The sequence below is a fragment of the Arthrobacter sp. zg-Y1116 genome (genome assembly GCF_024385485.1).
Classification (GTDB): Bacteria; Actinomycetota; Actinomycetes; order Actinomycetales; family Micrococcaceae; genus Arthrobacter_B.
On record NZ_JANFLR010000001.1, the window covers coordinates 225,527 to 238,372 of the forward strand.

Here is a 12,846-nt window from a genome sequence, read left to right on the forward strand (position 1 = left end):
CCGGAGCAGCATCGACTGCCGCTCCCCCGGCGTTAAAGCCGACTAGGTTAATCCCTATCATCCTAAGGGACACATTTCCCGCCACGGCTCGCCGGGTGCTGTTTGGGCGGAGCGTCACTATAGTCGAGGTAAACAGACGCTAGTGCCTGCGGGGGAACGGCTGAGGATGAGCGAGCAAGAACACAACAACCGGAACAACAGCGGCCCGGACAGCGGACAGCAAACCACGGCGCAGAACGACGGCGCCCGGGGGCCCGTGCCCGGAATGCCGCAACCGCCCGTAAACCCGTGGGCGCAGCAGGCTCCTCCGCCACCCGGAATACCTCAGCCGCCGGTAAACCCGTGGGCGCAGCAGCAGGGTAATGCGTGGACACAGCCACCCGCCGCACCGGGGTACGCGCCCCCGGCATCCGCCTGGGAGCAGCCCAATCCCTACCGGGGCGGCCCCCTCCCCCAGCCCGGCTACACGCCGCCGCCCAAACCGGGCATCATTCCCCTGCGTCCCCTGGGGCTGGGTGAAATCCTGGACGGCGCGTTCCAGGCGTGCCGCCGCAACGCGTTGGCCGCCTTCGGCAACGCGTTTGTAGTCCAGGCCGTCATAACGCTGCTGGTTGTCGGATTGGGTGCGGGCTTCTTCGTCTCCGTAGACGGGTGGCTGCAGAGCGGATCGGCGAGCGGAGAAGTCACAGGGCCGGTCCTGGGGACGGTCGTCGGGGCGGTTTCGACCCTCGGCGGCCTCTCCCTGGCCGGGGTACTGATTGTCCAGGGCCTCCTGGTCCTTCCGGTGGTGCGGTCCATCCTTAACCTGCGGACCGGCTTCGGCCAGGTCTGGCGGCTGGCCCGCGGATCGCTCGGTCCGCTTGCCGGCCTCGCCTTACTGATGCTGGCCGGTGCCGCCGTGGGCGTCACGGTCCTCGCCGTGCTGGTTTACCTGATCATCGATACTCTCGGTGCAGCCGGGCTGCTCGTGGTGATACCGGCCCTGTTCGCGGTGGTTGCCGCGGTGGTGTGGGTCTCGGTGAAACTCTCCCTCGCACCGGCAGCACTGGTATTGGAAGGTATCGGTGTCTTTCCTGCGATTCGGCGGTCCTGGCGCCTCACCGGGCGCAACTGGTGGCGCACCTTCGGGATCATGGCCCTGACGAGCCTGATCGTCAATGTCCTGTCCCAGGTCCTTACGGTCCCGCTCTCCTTCGCCGCGAGCATGCTCACCCTGACGGACAGCACCGTCCTCATCGGCGTCAGCGTTGTCCTGATCTTCGCCTTCTCCCTGCTCCTGACCGCGGTGGCCTGCGGCTTCCAAAGTGCCGTCACAGCCCTGCTGTATGTCGACCTCCGCATCCGCCGGGAAGGCTTCGACCTTGCCTTGATGAAGGATCAGGAGAATCCGCAGGCACAGGATTCCGACTTCCTGCCCGGCCGGAATGCCGTGCCCATGGCCCGGAACACGCCGCATGGTCCCCCTGCGGGCATGAAGTAGACATGCCGTCCACAGCACGCCCATGGTTCGGCGCCGCCGGGGAAGCCCCGATCGAGCCCGATGCAGACCAGGCGCGGGACTGGGCGCGCGAAGAGTTGTCCAAGCGCGTGTACGAAGAAGCCCAACCCGGCCTGCTCGACCGGTTCTGGGCACGGGTCGGCAAGTGGCTGAACGAGTTGTTCGAGGATGCGGACGGGCTCGGCGCGGGTCCCGGAGTCCTGATACTGGTCCTGGCCGCCGTCGTGCTGGTGGCCGTCGCCATTCTCGTGATTCGCCCCCGGTTGAATGCGTCCGTGAAAAAGCGGACCGGGGTCTTCGCCCACGACGTCGTGGAACGGGCAACCGACCACCGTATCCGCGCGGAGCAGGCCGCCGCGGAGCACCGCTGGAATGATGCCCTTGCCGAGTCTTTCCGCGCGATGGTCCGCTCGGCGGAGGAACGGGTCATCTTCGATGCCCGGCCGGCCCGAACGGCTGCCGAAGCCGGTACCCGGCTGGCCGCCGCCTTCCCGGACCACCGCCCCGGGATCACCTGGATCCAGCAGCGGTTCGATGAGGTGCTCTACGGGAAGGCGGTTGCCGCGGAACCGGATTACGGACGCGCAGCCGCCCTTGATACGGCTTTGGAAGCAGCCCGGCCGGCAACTCCGGCATCGGCTGAACCGCCGTCGCTGGCGGTGCCGAAGTGAGCCGGGCCGCCAGTGAAGCGGCGCCCGCCGGCGGCCTTGAAGCCAGCGGCGGCAATGAGGAGCCCGGGCAGCCCCGGAGCCGCGGCAGGTTCACGGCCTGGCTGCGCCGGCACCGGGTCCCGCTTCTGCTTCTGCTGCTGCTCTGCGCAGTTGTGGTTGCTTCCGTCTGGGGACGCGCTGACCACGACACCGCTGCGCTCTCCCCCGCCAACCCTGCCCCGGACGGAGCCATGGCTGCCGCCGAAATCCTGGCGGACCGGGGAGTGGACGTACAGCACCACCAGACGATGGCGGAAGCGCTGGCCGCCCTTGAGGATAATCCCGGGGCGACTTTGCTGTTCCTTGACCCCTCGGGCTTCCTCACCGGTGAACAACGCCAGGACCTCGCCGATGCTGCCGGCCGGGTAGTGCTCGTGGAACCGTCCTTTGAGCAACTGGCGGATTTCGCCCCCGAGATCCGTTCCGCCGGGCTCCTTCCCGAGGATCCCGACCGTCACCGGCTCGACGCCGGCTGCGGCAACCGGGATGCGGAGGCCGCCGGTGCCGTTGAAGCCGGCGGGAAAACCTACCGCGGTCCGGTCACCTGTTTCCCGGCTCCCGGCAGCCAGGGCACCGACGCCGCGGGTTCCTACGCGGCCACCACGAGCGGATCCGCCGTGGTGCTTGGCAGCGCCGACCTGATCGCCAACGAAAGCGTCGCACGCGAGGGCAACGCCGCACTGGCCTTTCGAACGCTCGGCGCGGACGACACACTGGTCTGGTACCAGGCCGGCCCCTTCGACGTTCCCCCTTCGGAAGCGCCCGCCGATCCCTTCTCCCTACTGCCCGCATGGGTGAATCCGCTCCTGTTCTGGCTCCTGCTGGTCGCCTGCGCGGCTGCGTTCTGGCGGGGCCGCAGGCTCGGCCCGCTGATGGAGGAACCCCTGCCCGTTATCGTCCATGCGGCCGAGACCGCTGAGGGCCGGGCCCGCCTGTACCAGGACAGCCAGGCTGTGGCCCATGCGGCCGCCACCCTGCGTGCGGCGGCCTTGACGCGCCTGGCGGCACACCTGCGGGTGGGACCGGGAGCCGGCGTTGACACGGTCACGCGTGCGACGGCGAACGCATCCGGCCGCAGCTATTCCGAGACCGACCATCTGCTCAACCAGCGACTGCCCGGAACCGGCGCGGAACTCGTGCGCTGGGCCCGGGACCTGAAAAACCTAGAGGAAGAGGCCACTTCATCATGAGCCAGCAGTACGAGCCCTACGCCCCCGCAGCCTCCGGAGCCGCCAACGGCACCGCGCCGGCGCCTCCCCCGTCCCCGGGAGAGGACCCTGTGCGGGAAGCCCTGGCGCAGGTCCGGCGTGAGGTTGCCAAGGCGGTGGTGGGGCAGGACGCAGCCGTGACGGGCTTGATCATTGCCCTGCTGGCCAAGGGGCATGTGCTCCTGGAGGGGGTGCCCGGCGTAGCCAAGACGCTGCTGGTACGAAGCCTTTCCGCGGCACTGGACCTGGACACCAAGCGCGTCCAGTTCACCCCCGACCTCATGCCCGGCGATGTCACCGGCTCGCTGATCTACGACAACCGTTCCTCCGGGTTCTCCTTCCGGGAGGGACCGGTGTTCACCAACATCCTGCTCGCGGACGAAATCAACCGCACGCCGCCCAAGACCCAGGCGTCCCTGCTGGAAGCCATGGAAGAACGCCAGGTAACCGTGGACGGTGTCACCCGTCCCCTGCCCGAACCGTTCATTGTTGCGGCAACGCAGAATCCGGTGGAGTACGAGGGAACGTACCCGCTCCCCGAAGCCCAGCTCGACCGGTTCCTGCTCAAGATGACCCTTGACCTGCCCGGCCGCGAGGACGAGATCGAAGTGATCCGCCGGCACAGCGGCGGCTTCGATCCGCGGAACCTCGCCGCGGCCGGTGTCCGGCCGGTCGCCTCGGCCCGGGACCTGGAACTGGCACGCGAGGCAGTGGCCAGGGTGACCGTTGCGCCCGAGGTCCTCGCCTACATCGTGGACCTCGTCCGGGCGACGCGGTCGGCGCCGTCGTTCCAGCTCGGGGTGTCCCCCCGCGGAGCCACGGCCCTCCTGAATACTGCCCGGGCCTGGGCCTGGCTCTCGGGGCGGGCCTTCGTGACTCCCGACGACGTCAAGGCGCTCACCCTTCCCGCCCTGCGGCACCGTGTGGCGCTTCGGCCCGAGGCCCAGATGGACGGGGTCAATGTGGACGATGTGCTGGGAAGCATCCTCGCCACAGTGCCGGTTCCCCGGTAGCCCCGATGGCTGTTTCGGGCCGCTTTGTCCTGCTGGCACTCCTGGGCTCCGTACCCGTGGTGCTTTATCCCGGTGCCGCCTCGATCCTGCTCTGGCTGGCTTTCCTGGCTGCCGCTGCCGGATTGGACCTGCTGCTGGCTGCCCCCGTGCGGCGGCTCCGCGTGGAGCGGCGCCTGCCGGACAGCGTGCGGCTGAGCGAAACGACGGCGGGAACCCTGGTGGTCCGCAATGACGCCAAGGCCCGGCTGCGGGCCGTGGTCCGGGACGGTTGGCAGCCTTCCGCCGGTGCCCGCAACCCGCAGCAGCGCCTGGCCGTTCCGGCCGGTGAAGCCCGGGCCATGGACGTGGTGCTGGAACCTGCCCGCCGCGGGATCCTGAAAAGCGGACATGTGGCGGTCCGCAGTTTCGGGCCTTTCGGACTCGCGGCCCGCCAGCGGACGCTGCCTGTGCCCGGAGAAATCCGGGTGCTTCCTCCCTTCCATGCCAAGCGGCACCTGCCCTCGAAACTGCGCAGGCTGAGGGAGCTGGACGGGAACGCCTCGGTACAGCTGCGCGGGGCCGGGACCGAATTCGACTCGCTGCGCGAATATGTGCGGGGCGACGACGTCCGCTCCATCGACTGGCGTGCCACCGCCCGGCGCCAGGACACCGTGGTGCGGACCTGGCGGCCCGAACGCGACCGCCGGGTGGTCATTGCCCTGGACACCTCCCGGACGTCCGCCGCCCGGATCGAAGACGAACCCCGCCTGGACACCGGCATTGAAGCTACCCTGCTCCTGGCCGTGCTTGCCCGCAGCGGCGGCGACCGGGTGGACTTCCTGGCCTTCGACCGGCGGATCCGGGCGCGCGTGGACTCCGGCGGCAAGGAAAACCTGCTGAGCCGGCTCGTCACTGCCGCGGCACCGCTGGAACCGGAACTCATCGAAGCGGACTTCTCCCTGCTGCCCGGAGCCGTGCACGCCGTGTCCGCCCGCCGTTCCCTGGTCGTCCTGATCACCGCACTGGATTCCGGAGCTGTCGAGGAGGGGCTGGTGCAGGTCCTGCCCCGGCTGCTGGAAAAGCATGTGGTGGTGGTTGCCTCCGTGCGGGATCCCGGCCTGGACGAGCTGCGTTCCGGCGGAGGCACAACGCCGGCAGTCTTCCGTGCCGCGGCAGCCGAGCGGGCCCTCCTCGACCGGGCTGCGGTCAGCGCGCAGCTGCGGTCGATGGGAGCGGAAGTGGTGGATGAGCCGCCGCACGAGCTGGCTCCGAAACTTGCTGATATGTATCTCCGCCTCAAGGCCACCGGAAGGCTGTAGCCGTGGACTCGGTGTACCAGCAGGTCCTCGGAGCAGGGTTCCTTCGCCTGCAGCCCCAGCTGCAGGCGTATTTCAGCCTCGGCCCGGACGCCGCCCGGTTCGGTGAAGGAACCGGCGTCTTTCTCCGCGCCGGTTGCCCGCGGCCCTGGCTGCGTCCGCTGCTGCCGCTGGTTCCGGTGTCCAACGCCTTTTTCCCGGAGTACGGGACCTCCGTCCCCTTCTCCATCCGCAACTATCCGCATCGCGACCCGTGGGGCCGGCCGGCGCTGACTGCGGTCCGCCGCTTTGACTTCCCGGGCCGGCAGCGGACCTTCGAGGACACCACGGTGCTGACCGGGCCCGGGGTCCTGACGGACTATCTGGGCCGCCGCCGCAACCTGGCCACGAACCTGCTGCTGCGGGTCTCGGACGACGGCCACCTGCACATGAATTCCCCGGGAAGCCGGCTGTTCCTCGGTCCGCTGCGGCTGCCCCTGCCGGACTTCGCCGGTGCCGACGCGCAGGTGGAACAGTGGTGGGACGAACAGCAGGACCGGTTCCGGATCCGCACCCGGGTCATCCAGCGGCAGGTCGGCACGGTATTCGAGTACGACGGCGCGTTCAGCTACGCCAGCCGCGATTTCGACGGCGGCCTGCCTGCCGACGTCGAACCGGCACGCTGGGAGCGCCGGACCTAGGTCCGCGCGGACCCGTCCCCGGCAGGTTTACCCCTCGGCTACCACCTGGTTCAATGCCGACGCAGTCTGCGTGAGGCGGGCCAGGACTTTCCGCGCCGCCTCCGGTGAAATATCGGCCAGCCCGGCGGCAGGTGCCAGGCGAAGCGCCGGCAGGTCCTGTTGCGGGAGCCCCAGTTTCCGCCAGGGCCGCAGCACCCGTTCCACCAGGTCGGTGACCTGGGGCAGTGCGGCTCCGTCCGCGGGAACCGGAAGGATGCCCAGCCAGATCCGGCGTCCGCCTTCAACGGCTTCGGCGATGCCTTCCCAGTCGCGGGCGTCCAGCCCGTCGGCTGCGAGGGCCGCGCCCTGCGCTCCGGCGCCGACGGCGAGCTCGAACGGTGACCGGGCGCCGGGCCGCAGCGGTCCGAATGCCTCCGCACGGGGCAGGGTGAAGACAGTGTCCGCGCCGACGGCTTCGATTGCCTCGCGGACCTGCTGCCAGGCGCTGGATACCTCCGAAGACGGTACGGAACGCAGTGTGCGGTAGCCGCTGGCGGTGGGGATCCCGCCGGCAAGGACTGCGGCGGCGTCAGGCTCGTCGACCTGCACCGTGATCCGTGCGCCCGGTGCCGACGACGACGCGCGGGCCACATAGTCGCCCACTCCGGCAGTGAAGGACTGGAGAATGTCCCGGCGGGCACCGGCGTCGGACAACGCCCGCTCGCCGTTGTGCAGATAAAGATTCGCGGCAAGCGAGAGCGGTCCGCGGACGGAGATCTTCAACGCCTCGCCTGTGCGTTCTTCGGCTCCGACGACGTCGGCAAGTGCGTTCAGGTCCTGGGTCAGCAGGGACACCGCGCGGCGGTGGTCCTTGCCCGGGCGCTCCACCAGGCGCCAGCCGTGCGGCTGGACATCCACGAAAAGGTCCACAAGCAGGGCGGCGCTCCGTCCGAGCGCGTCGGCCCCCGGCCCGCGCTGCGGCAGTTCAACCAGGAAGGGCAGGTGCGGGTCGCCCAGCTCACCTCGGACTACCCGGCTCGATTCGACCGGATCGGTCCCCGGCCAGCTGCCGAGCGCCGTCGCCGTAACCATGCCGTTTCGTGCTTCGGGTCGGGCGGGCTGCTCCGGAGGAACTGCTTCCCCGCGCCGGTCCTCAGGCCTCCGGGACATCTGTTCCGCCGTTGCGGGTCTGGGAGATTGCCTGATGGTGGCGGATCACTTCGCTGATGATGAAGTTCAGGAATTTCTCCGCGAAGGCGGGGTCCAGATGGGCGTCTGCGGCCAGGCGGCGCAGGCGTGCAATCTGGGCCACTTCCCGTCCCGGGTCCGCCGGCGGCAAGTGGTGCTCCGCCTTCAGATGGCCCACCCGCTGGGTCGCCTTGAAGCGTTCGGCAAGAAGGTACACGAGAGTGGCGTCGATGTTGTCGATGCTGCTGCGCATGGCAAGCAGCTCTTCCATGACATCCTCGGCGACCTTCCCGGAGAGGGAACTTGCCCGCGGATCGAACTCATGGTCCGGTGATTCGCTCATTGGTCCTGTCTGGCTCATTGGACCAGTTTAGGTGGAGCGGCTCCCGGCCCGGAGCAGATTACGCCCGGCTTCGGCGAGGCGCTGCGCCGGTACCGGGAAACGGCCGTAAAACCAGGGCTTTAGGAAACCGCTGCGGGGTCCCATTCAAGGGAACGTGCCGAGTCGATGGTCGCCTGTCCCAGCACTCGGGTTCCCTGGTAAAGCACCATGGACTGGCCGGGGGCAACCCCGCGCATGGGTTCGACCAGCCGGACCACAAGCTCTTCGCGTGTTGCACCGGTGGCCTCGTCGGCTACGTCCTCCATCCAGCCGGTGGCTGCCACGGGGTCGCCGTGGGCGCGGACCTGGACCTTGCAGTCGAAGGTGGTCCGGGCGGCGATCTCGGGGATCGGCAGTCCGGCCCAGGAAATCTTGATGCCGCGCATCTGGTCAATGTTCAGCAGCTGCTCGGGTCCGACCACGACCTTGTTTTCCTTCGGCCGGATTTCCAGGACGAAGCGGGGCTTGCCGTCCGCGGCGGGCGTGCCGAGCTTCAGTCCGCGCCGCTGGCCCACGGTGAACGCGTTCGCGCCGGGGTGGGTGCCGAGCTTCTCCCCCGTCTCGTCCACGATGTCGCCCTCGGTCATGTTGATGCGCTCTTCGAGCCAGCCGCGGGTATCACCGTCGGGAATGAAGCAGATGTCGTGGCTGTCGGGCTTGTTCGCCACGGACAGGCCGCGGCGTTCGGCTTCGGCCCGCACTTCGGCCTTGGACGGGGTTTCGGCCAGCGGGAACATGCAGTGGCGCAGCTGCTCCTCCGTGAGCACGCCCAGCACGTAGGACTGGTCCTTGGCCCAGTCGGCGGCACGGTGCAGCTCCGGGTTGCCTTCGGCGTTCGTGATCACCTTGGCGTAGTGGCCTGTGCAGACGGCGTCGAAGCCCAGCGCGAGCGCCTTTTCCAGCAGGGCGGCGAACTTGATCCGTTCGTTGCAGCGCATGCAGGGATTGGGTGTGCGTCCGGCGGCGTATTCGGCCACGAAGTCGTCCACGACGTCTTCCTTGAACCGCTCGGAGAAGTCCCAGACGTAGTACGGAATGCCGAGGATGTCGCAGGCGCGCCAGGCGTCGCGGGAGTCTTCGATGGTGCAGCAGCCGCGGCTGCCGGTGCGCAGGGTGCCCGGCATCCGGGACAGCGCAAGGTGGACGCCGACGACGTCGTGCCCGGCCTCCACTGCCCGTGCCGCGGCCACGGCGGAATCGACTCCGCCACTCATTGCTGCCAAAACCTTCATGAAGTAAAACCTGTTCCTGCTGTTTGGATGCTGCTTACGTGTCCGGCCATGCCGGCCTTCTTGGCCCGCTCATATGCTTCGGGAAGTGCCTGCAACAAAGTGTCAACGTCTTCGGCGGTGGTTGTATGCCCGAGGCTGAACCGTTGGGCACCGCGGGCCTCGGTTTCGGTCAGTCCCATCGCCAGGAGTACGTGCGAAGGCCGCGGGACGCCGGCTGTGCAGGCAGACCCGGTCGAGGACTCCACTCCGGCCAGATCCAGCAGGAAAAGCAGTGAATCGCCTTCGCAGCCGGGGAAGGTGAAGTGGGCGTTGCCCGGCAGCCGGCGTCCGCCGCCGTCGTCGTCCCGCGCGCCCCGCAGGACTGCCTCCGGAATGGCCCGCTCGACGCCGGTGATGAGGTAGTCGCGGAGCGTGCGCAGGCGTTCGGCCTCGTCCGTCAGGTGCTCGGCGGCGTCCTGCGCTGCCGCGGCGAACGCTGCTATTCCCGCGGTGTCCAAGGTGCCGGAGCGGATGTCCCGTTCCTGTCCGCCGCCGTGCTGGACGGGCGTGAGCTTGACGGCACGGCCAACAACCAGTGCACCCACTCCCACCGGGCCACCGATCTTGTGGGCGCTGAGGGCCATCGTGTCCAGGCCGGCGGACCGGAAGCCGATCGGCAGCGCGCCGAAAGCCTGGACCGCATCCGAATGGACCGGGACGCCGTATTCGTGGGCCAGGGAAGCGATGGCCCGGATGTCCTGGACGGTCCCGACCTCATTGTTTGCCCACATAGCGGTGAGCAGCGCTGTGCTGTCTGCGTTGGCTTCGAGTTCGCGTCGGATGGCGTCGAGGGAAATGACGCCCTCGTGATCCACCGGGATCCACACCGGCACCGCGCCTTCATGTTTCTCCAGCCATTCGACGGCGTCCAGCACGGCATGGTGTTCGATGCCGGAGACCAGGATGCGGTTGCGTACCGGGTCGGCATCGCGCCGGGCCCAGAAAAGACCCTTGACGGCCAGGTTGTCCGCTTCGGTACCGCCGGAGGTGAAAATGATCTCCGAGGGATGGCAGCCTGCGGCGGCGGCCAGGACTTCCCTGGAGTCCTCTACGACCATCCGGGCACGTCGGCCCGAACCGTGCAGGGACGAAGGGTTGCCGCTGCGGCTGAGTTCTGCGGTGAGTGCGGCGAGGGCCGAAGCCGAAATCGGCGTGGTCGCCGCGTGATCTAGATACACGGGCACCAACCAATTCTAGCGGTCATGGCGGCTCCTGCCGATTCGGGCGGCTGGGACTTTCCTGACGTTTCCCGCGGCGTGTCCGGTCCCGCTCCGCAACAGTTTCCTGACCGGCACCGGTCCGTCGCAGCACCCGGTGCTATTGAGGACGCGGGCTGTCCTCAATAGGGACCACTATTACGTCATGTGGGATACAGCATCGCGCTCATTCGAGGTCCTTCGAAAACTGCAGCGGAGGGGTTTCGTTGCGGGCGAGACCCTGGCTTTCGACTTCGGGGTGACAACCCGCACCATCCGCCGCGACGTGGCACGGCTGCGCGACCTGGGGTACCCGATCGACACGCGCCTGGGTATCGACGGCGGCTACTCGCTGGAACCGGGCACGGTGCTCCCGCCGATTTTCCTCAGCATGGATGAAGCGTTGGCCTGCGCCCTCGCACTGCGCCGGTGGAACGAGGCGGCTGAACCGCACTTGGCGGCCGGCGCGCTGCAGAAGGTCCTCGCCTCGATGCCCAAACGCGTGCAGTGGATCATGACGGCCCTCGACCAGGCAGCAGTCGATCTCGAAATTGACGGCCTCAGGGAACCGGAGCCGGCCCCGGTCGACGTCGGCGTGCTCGGGGAATTAGCCCGGGCCTGTGTCCTGCACCGCCGCGCGGAGTTCCTGCACACGCAGCGCAACGGGAAGGAGGAGATGCGCACAGCGGATTCATTCGCCTTGGTCAACACGGTCCGCCGCTGGTATTTCGTGGCCTTCGACCTGAACCGGGACGAATGGCGCACCTACCGGGTCGACCGGATCTCCACCGTGACGGTGACCGGAGCGCCGGTCCGCGAGCGCGTCTTCCCCGGCACAGGTGTCGAGGCATGGGTGACTCAGCAGCTCCGCACCGGCTGGCAGCAGGTCACGGCCACTGTACGGGTCCACGCCCCGCTGGAGGCCGTGAGCCGGTGGGTGGCGCCGGCGTGGGGAACCGTCGAAGACGACGGCGCGGGGTCCGTTATTGTGCGGGCAGGAGCGGACAGCTACGACGCGATCGCCCGCTGGCTCCTCCTGGTGCAGGCGGACATCGACGTCATCGAGCCTGCGGAGCTGCGCGAAGCATTCGGACGCGTAGCCGCCCGCGCCGCCCGCTCGGCCACGGAGTGAGCGGGAACCGCGGTTTGCCCTTTACCGAAGCGGACGGAAGAAGTCGGAGAGATCGTCCATAAGCAGGGCGGGCTCTTCGAGGGCGGCGAAGTGTCCGCCACGGTCGGTGATGTCGGTCCACCGCGTGATCGTATTCTCCTGCTCGGCATAGCGGCGGATACCGACGTCGTGGGCAAACATGATGACGCCGGTAGGCACACCCGACGGCTCCCTGCGGGCTCCCCATGCCGGTTGCTGGGCGTAGCCGATAAACGCAGCCGTTCCTGCGGAACCGGTGATCCAGTACAGCATGACGTTCGTCAGGATGCGCTCGAGGTCAATGACCGTCTCCGGGAGGGCTTTGTCCGGGAAAGTCCACTTCTGGAACTTGTCCAGGATCCAGGCGAGCAGGCCGGCCGGGGAATCGACCAGGGCTGCGGCTATCGTCTGCGGTCTCGTCGACTGGATCGCGATATACCCGTATTCGTCCTGCAGGAAACGCTGCACCCGGCTTAGCCGATCAAGCTCCAGCGGGGTAAAAGCGGCGAGATCATCGCTGGTGGGTGTCTGCAGCGGCATGCCTATCGACCCGTTGACGTGGACACCCACCACGTTGCGTGGAGCGGCACGTCCGACGTCGGGCGAGACCGCCGCGCCGATATCTCCCCCGTGTGCCCCGTACCGGCGGTAGCCCAGCCGGCCCATGAGCGTTGCCCAGGCGCGGCCGATGCGCGCCGTGTCCCAACCTGCCTCGGTCACGGGGGTAGAGAACCCGAACCCCGGGAGTGAGGGGATCACCAGGTCGAAAGCATCCACAGTGTCCCGTCCGTGCGCGGCCGGATCGGTGAGCGGGCCGATCAGATCCAGGAACTCGACAAAGGAACCGGGCCAGCCGTGGGTGAGGAGGAGCGGCAACGCGCCCTCGGCCTTCGAGCGGATGTGGAGGAAGTGGATCTGCTGGCCGTCGATGACAGTGGTGAACTGGGGCAGCCCGTTCAGGGCAGCTGCATGCAACGCCCAGTCGTATTCATCGGCCCAGTACGCAACCACGCGTTCGAGGTAGCCGGACGGGACACCCGTTGCCCATTCTTCCCCTGGCAGTGCGGGCGCGAACCGTGTTCCCCGGAGCCTGTGGCTGAGCCGGCCTACCAGAGCCGGGTCGATCGGGATGCTGAAGGGCTGGATCTGCTCATTCACGGGTTCCTCCGCCGGTCGTAGGTCGGGGACAGATCCCCGATGTACGCCGACGATACGGATCCCGCAGGACACACCCTGTCCTCCTCTGCCCCGGCGCGGAAAATTCATCGTCCCGGAT

The 12,846-nt window shown here is 68.3% G+C and carries 12 protein-coding genes; 7 read left to right on the forward strand and 5 right to left on the reverse strand.

Annotated elements, in window-relative coordinates:
* Nucleotides 1–166 precede the first annotated feature (166 nt).
* The 6 genes from NNX34_RS01005 to NNX34_RS01030 are packed head-to-tail and all read left to right on the forward strand — an operon-like array spanning nt 167 to nt 6,404.
* Nucleotides 167–1,480 (forward strand): hypothetical protein, encoded by a 1,314-nt coding sequence (locus NNX34_RS01005; protein ID WP_255764731.1) that lies wholly within the window; start codon nt 167–169, stop codon nt 1,478–1,480.
* A 2-nt stretch (nt 1,481–1,482) separates the two neighbouring features.
* A complete protein-coding gene (locus tag NNX34_RS01010; protein WP_255764732.1) occupies nt 1,483–2,169 on the forward strand; it encodes a DUF4129 domain-containing protein in 687 nt (228 codons plus the stop codon).
* The gene (locus NNX34_RS01015) at nt 2,166–3,398 is read left to right on the forward strand and encodes a DUF4350 domain-containing protein (RefSeq protein ID WP_255764733.1); all 1,233 of its coding nucleotides are present in this window, start codon (nt 2,166–2,168) and stop codon (nt 3,396–3,398) included. The genes NNX34_RS01010 and NNX34_RS01015 overlap by 4 nt, the downstream gene beginning before the upstream one ends.
* Nucleotides 3,395–4,429 (forward strand): MoxR family ATPase, encoded by a 1,035-nt coding sequence (locus NNX34_RS01020; RefSeq protein ID WP_255764734.1) that lies wholly within the window; start codon nt 3,395–3,397, stop codon nt 4,427–4,429. Before NNX34_RS01015 ends, NNX34_RS01020 begins: the two co-directional genes overlap by 4 nt.
* Nucleotides 4,430–4,434: 5 nt before the next feature.
* Nucleotides 4,435–5,727 carry a DUF58 domain-containing protein gene (locus NNX34_RS01025; protein ID WP_255764735.1) on the forward strand — a complete coding sequence of 431 codons (1,293 nt, stop codon included), beginning with the start codon at nt 4,435–4,437 and terminating at the stop codon, nt 5,725–5,727.
* Nucleotides 5,728–5,729: 2 nt separating this feature from the next.
* Nucleotides 5,730–6,404: a DUF4166 domain-containing protein gene (locus NNX34_RS01030; protein WP_255764736.1), complete on the forward strand. Its 675-nt coding sequence runs from the start codon at nt 5,730–5,732 to the stop codon at nt 6,402–6,404.
* Between the two features lie 27 nt (nt 6,405–6,431).
* Here the strand turns inward: NNX34_RS01030 and NNX34_RS01035 are convergent, their stop codons facing one another.
* The 4 genes from NNX34_RS01035 to NNX34_RS01050 all read right to left on the reverse strand — a co-directional run bounded on the left by NNX34_RS01035 (nt 6,432) and on the right by NNX34_RS01050 (nt 10,408).
* Nucleotides 6,432–7,475: a hypothetical protein gene (locus tag NNX34_RS01035; RefSeq protein WP_255764737.1), complete on the reverse strand. Its 1,044-nt coding sequence runs from the start codon at nt 7,473–7,475 to the stop codon at nt 6,432–6,434.
* A gap of 61 nt (nt 7,476–7,536) precedes the next feature.
* Nucleotides 7,537–7,914 carry a chorismate mutase gene (locus NNX34_RS01040; protein WP_255764738.1) on the reverse strand — a complete coding sequence of 126 codons (378 nt, stop codon included), beginning with the start codon at nt 7,912–7,914 and terminating at the stop codon, nt 7,537–7,539.
* A gap of 119 nt (nt 7,915–8,033) precedes the next feature.
* Complete coding sequence (gene mnmA / locus NNX34_RS01045) at nt 8,034–9,185, reverse strand: tRNA 2-thiouridine(34) synthase MnmA (protein ID WP_255764739.1); 1,152 nt, start codon at nt 9,183–9,185, stop codon at nt 8,034–8,036.
* Nucleotides 9,182–10,408, reverse strand: a complete 1,227-nt coding sequence (locus NNX34_RS01050) for a cysteine desulfurase family protein (protein ID WP_255764740.1) — start codon at nt 10,406–10,408, stop codon at nt 9,182–9,184. The genes mnmA and NNX34_RS01050 overlap by 4 nt, the downstream gene beginning before the upstream one ends.
* Before the next feature lie 178 nt (nt 10,409–10,586).
* Here NNX34_RS01050 and NNX34_RS01055 point away from each other — a divergent pair, with 178 nt between their 5' ends.
* On the forward strand, nt 10,587–11,552 hold the full coding sequence (locus NNX34_RS01055) for a YafY family protein (protein WP_255764741.1): 966 nt from the start codon (nt 10,587–10,589) through the stop codon (nt 11,550–11,552).
* 21 nt (nt 11,553–11,573) lie between these two features.
* Here the strand turns inward: NNX34_RS01055 and NNX34_RS01060 are convergent, their stop codons facing one another.
* A complete protein-coding gene (locus tag NNX34_RS01060; RefSeq protein WP_255764742.1) occupies nt 11,574–12,728 on the reverse strand; it encodes an epoxide hydrolase family protein in 1,155 nt (384 codons plus the stop codon).
* Between the last annotated feature and the right edge of the window lie 118 nt (nt 12,729–12,846).

Coding starts and splice junctions, on each gene's coding strand:
- NNX34_RS01005 (WP_255764731.1), top strand. CDS start 167: ATGAGCGAGCAAGAACACAACAACCGGAACAACAGCGGCCCGGACAGC.
- NNX34_RS01025 (WP_255764735.1), top strand. CDS start 4,435: ATGGCTGTTTCGGGCCGCTTTGTCCTGCTGGCACTCCTGGGCTCCGTA.
- mnmA (WP_255764739.1), bottom strand. CDS start 9,185: ATGAAGGTTTTGGCAGCAATGAGTGGCGGAGTCGATTCCGCCGTGGCC.
- NNX34_RS01055 (WP_255764741.1), top strand. CDS start 10,587: ATGTGGGATACAGCATCGCGCTCATTCGAGGTCCTTCGAAAACTGCAG.
- NNX34_RS01010 (WP_255764732.1), top strand. CDS start 1,483: ATGCCGTCCACAGCACGCCCATGGTTCGGCGCCGCCGGGGAAGCCCCG.
- NNX34_RS01035 (WP_255764737.1), bottom strand. CDS start 7,475: ATGGTTACGGCGACGGCGCTCGGCAGCTGGCCGGGGACCGATCCGGTC.
- NNX34_RS01040 (WP_255764738.1), bottom strand. CDS start 7,914: ATGAGCGAATCACCGGACCATGAGTTCGATCCGCGGGCAAGTTCCCTC.
- NNX34_RS01020 (WP_255764734.1), top strand. CDS start 3,395: ATGAGCCAGCAGTACGAGCCCTACGCCCCCGCAGCCTCCGGAGCCGCC.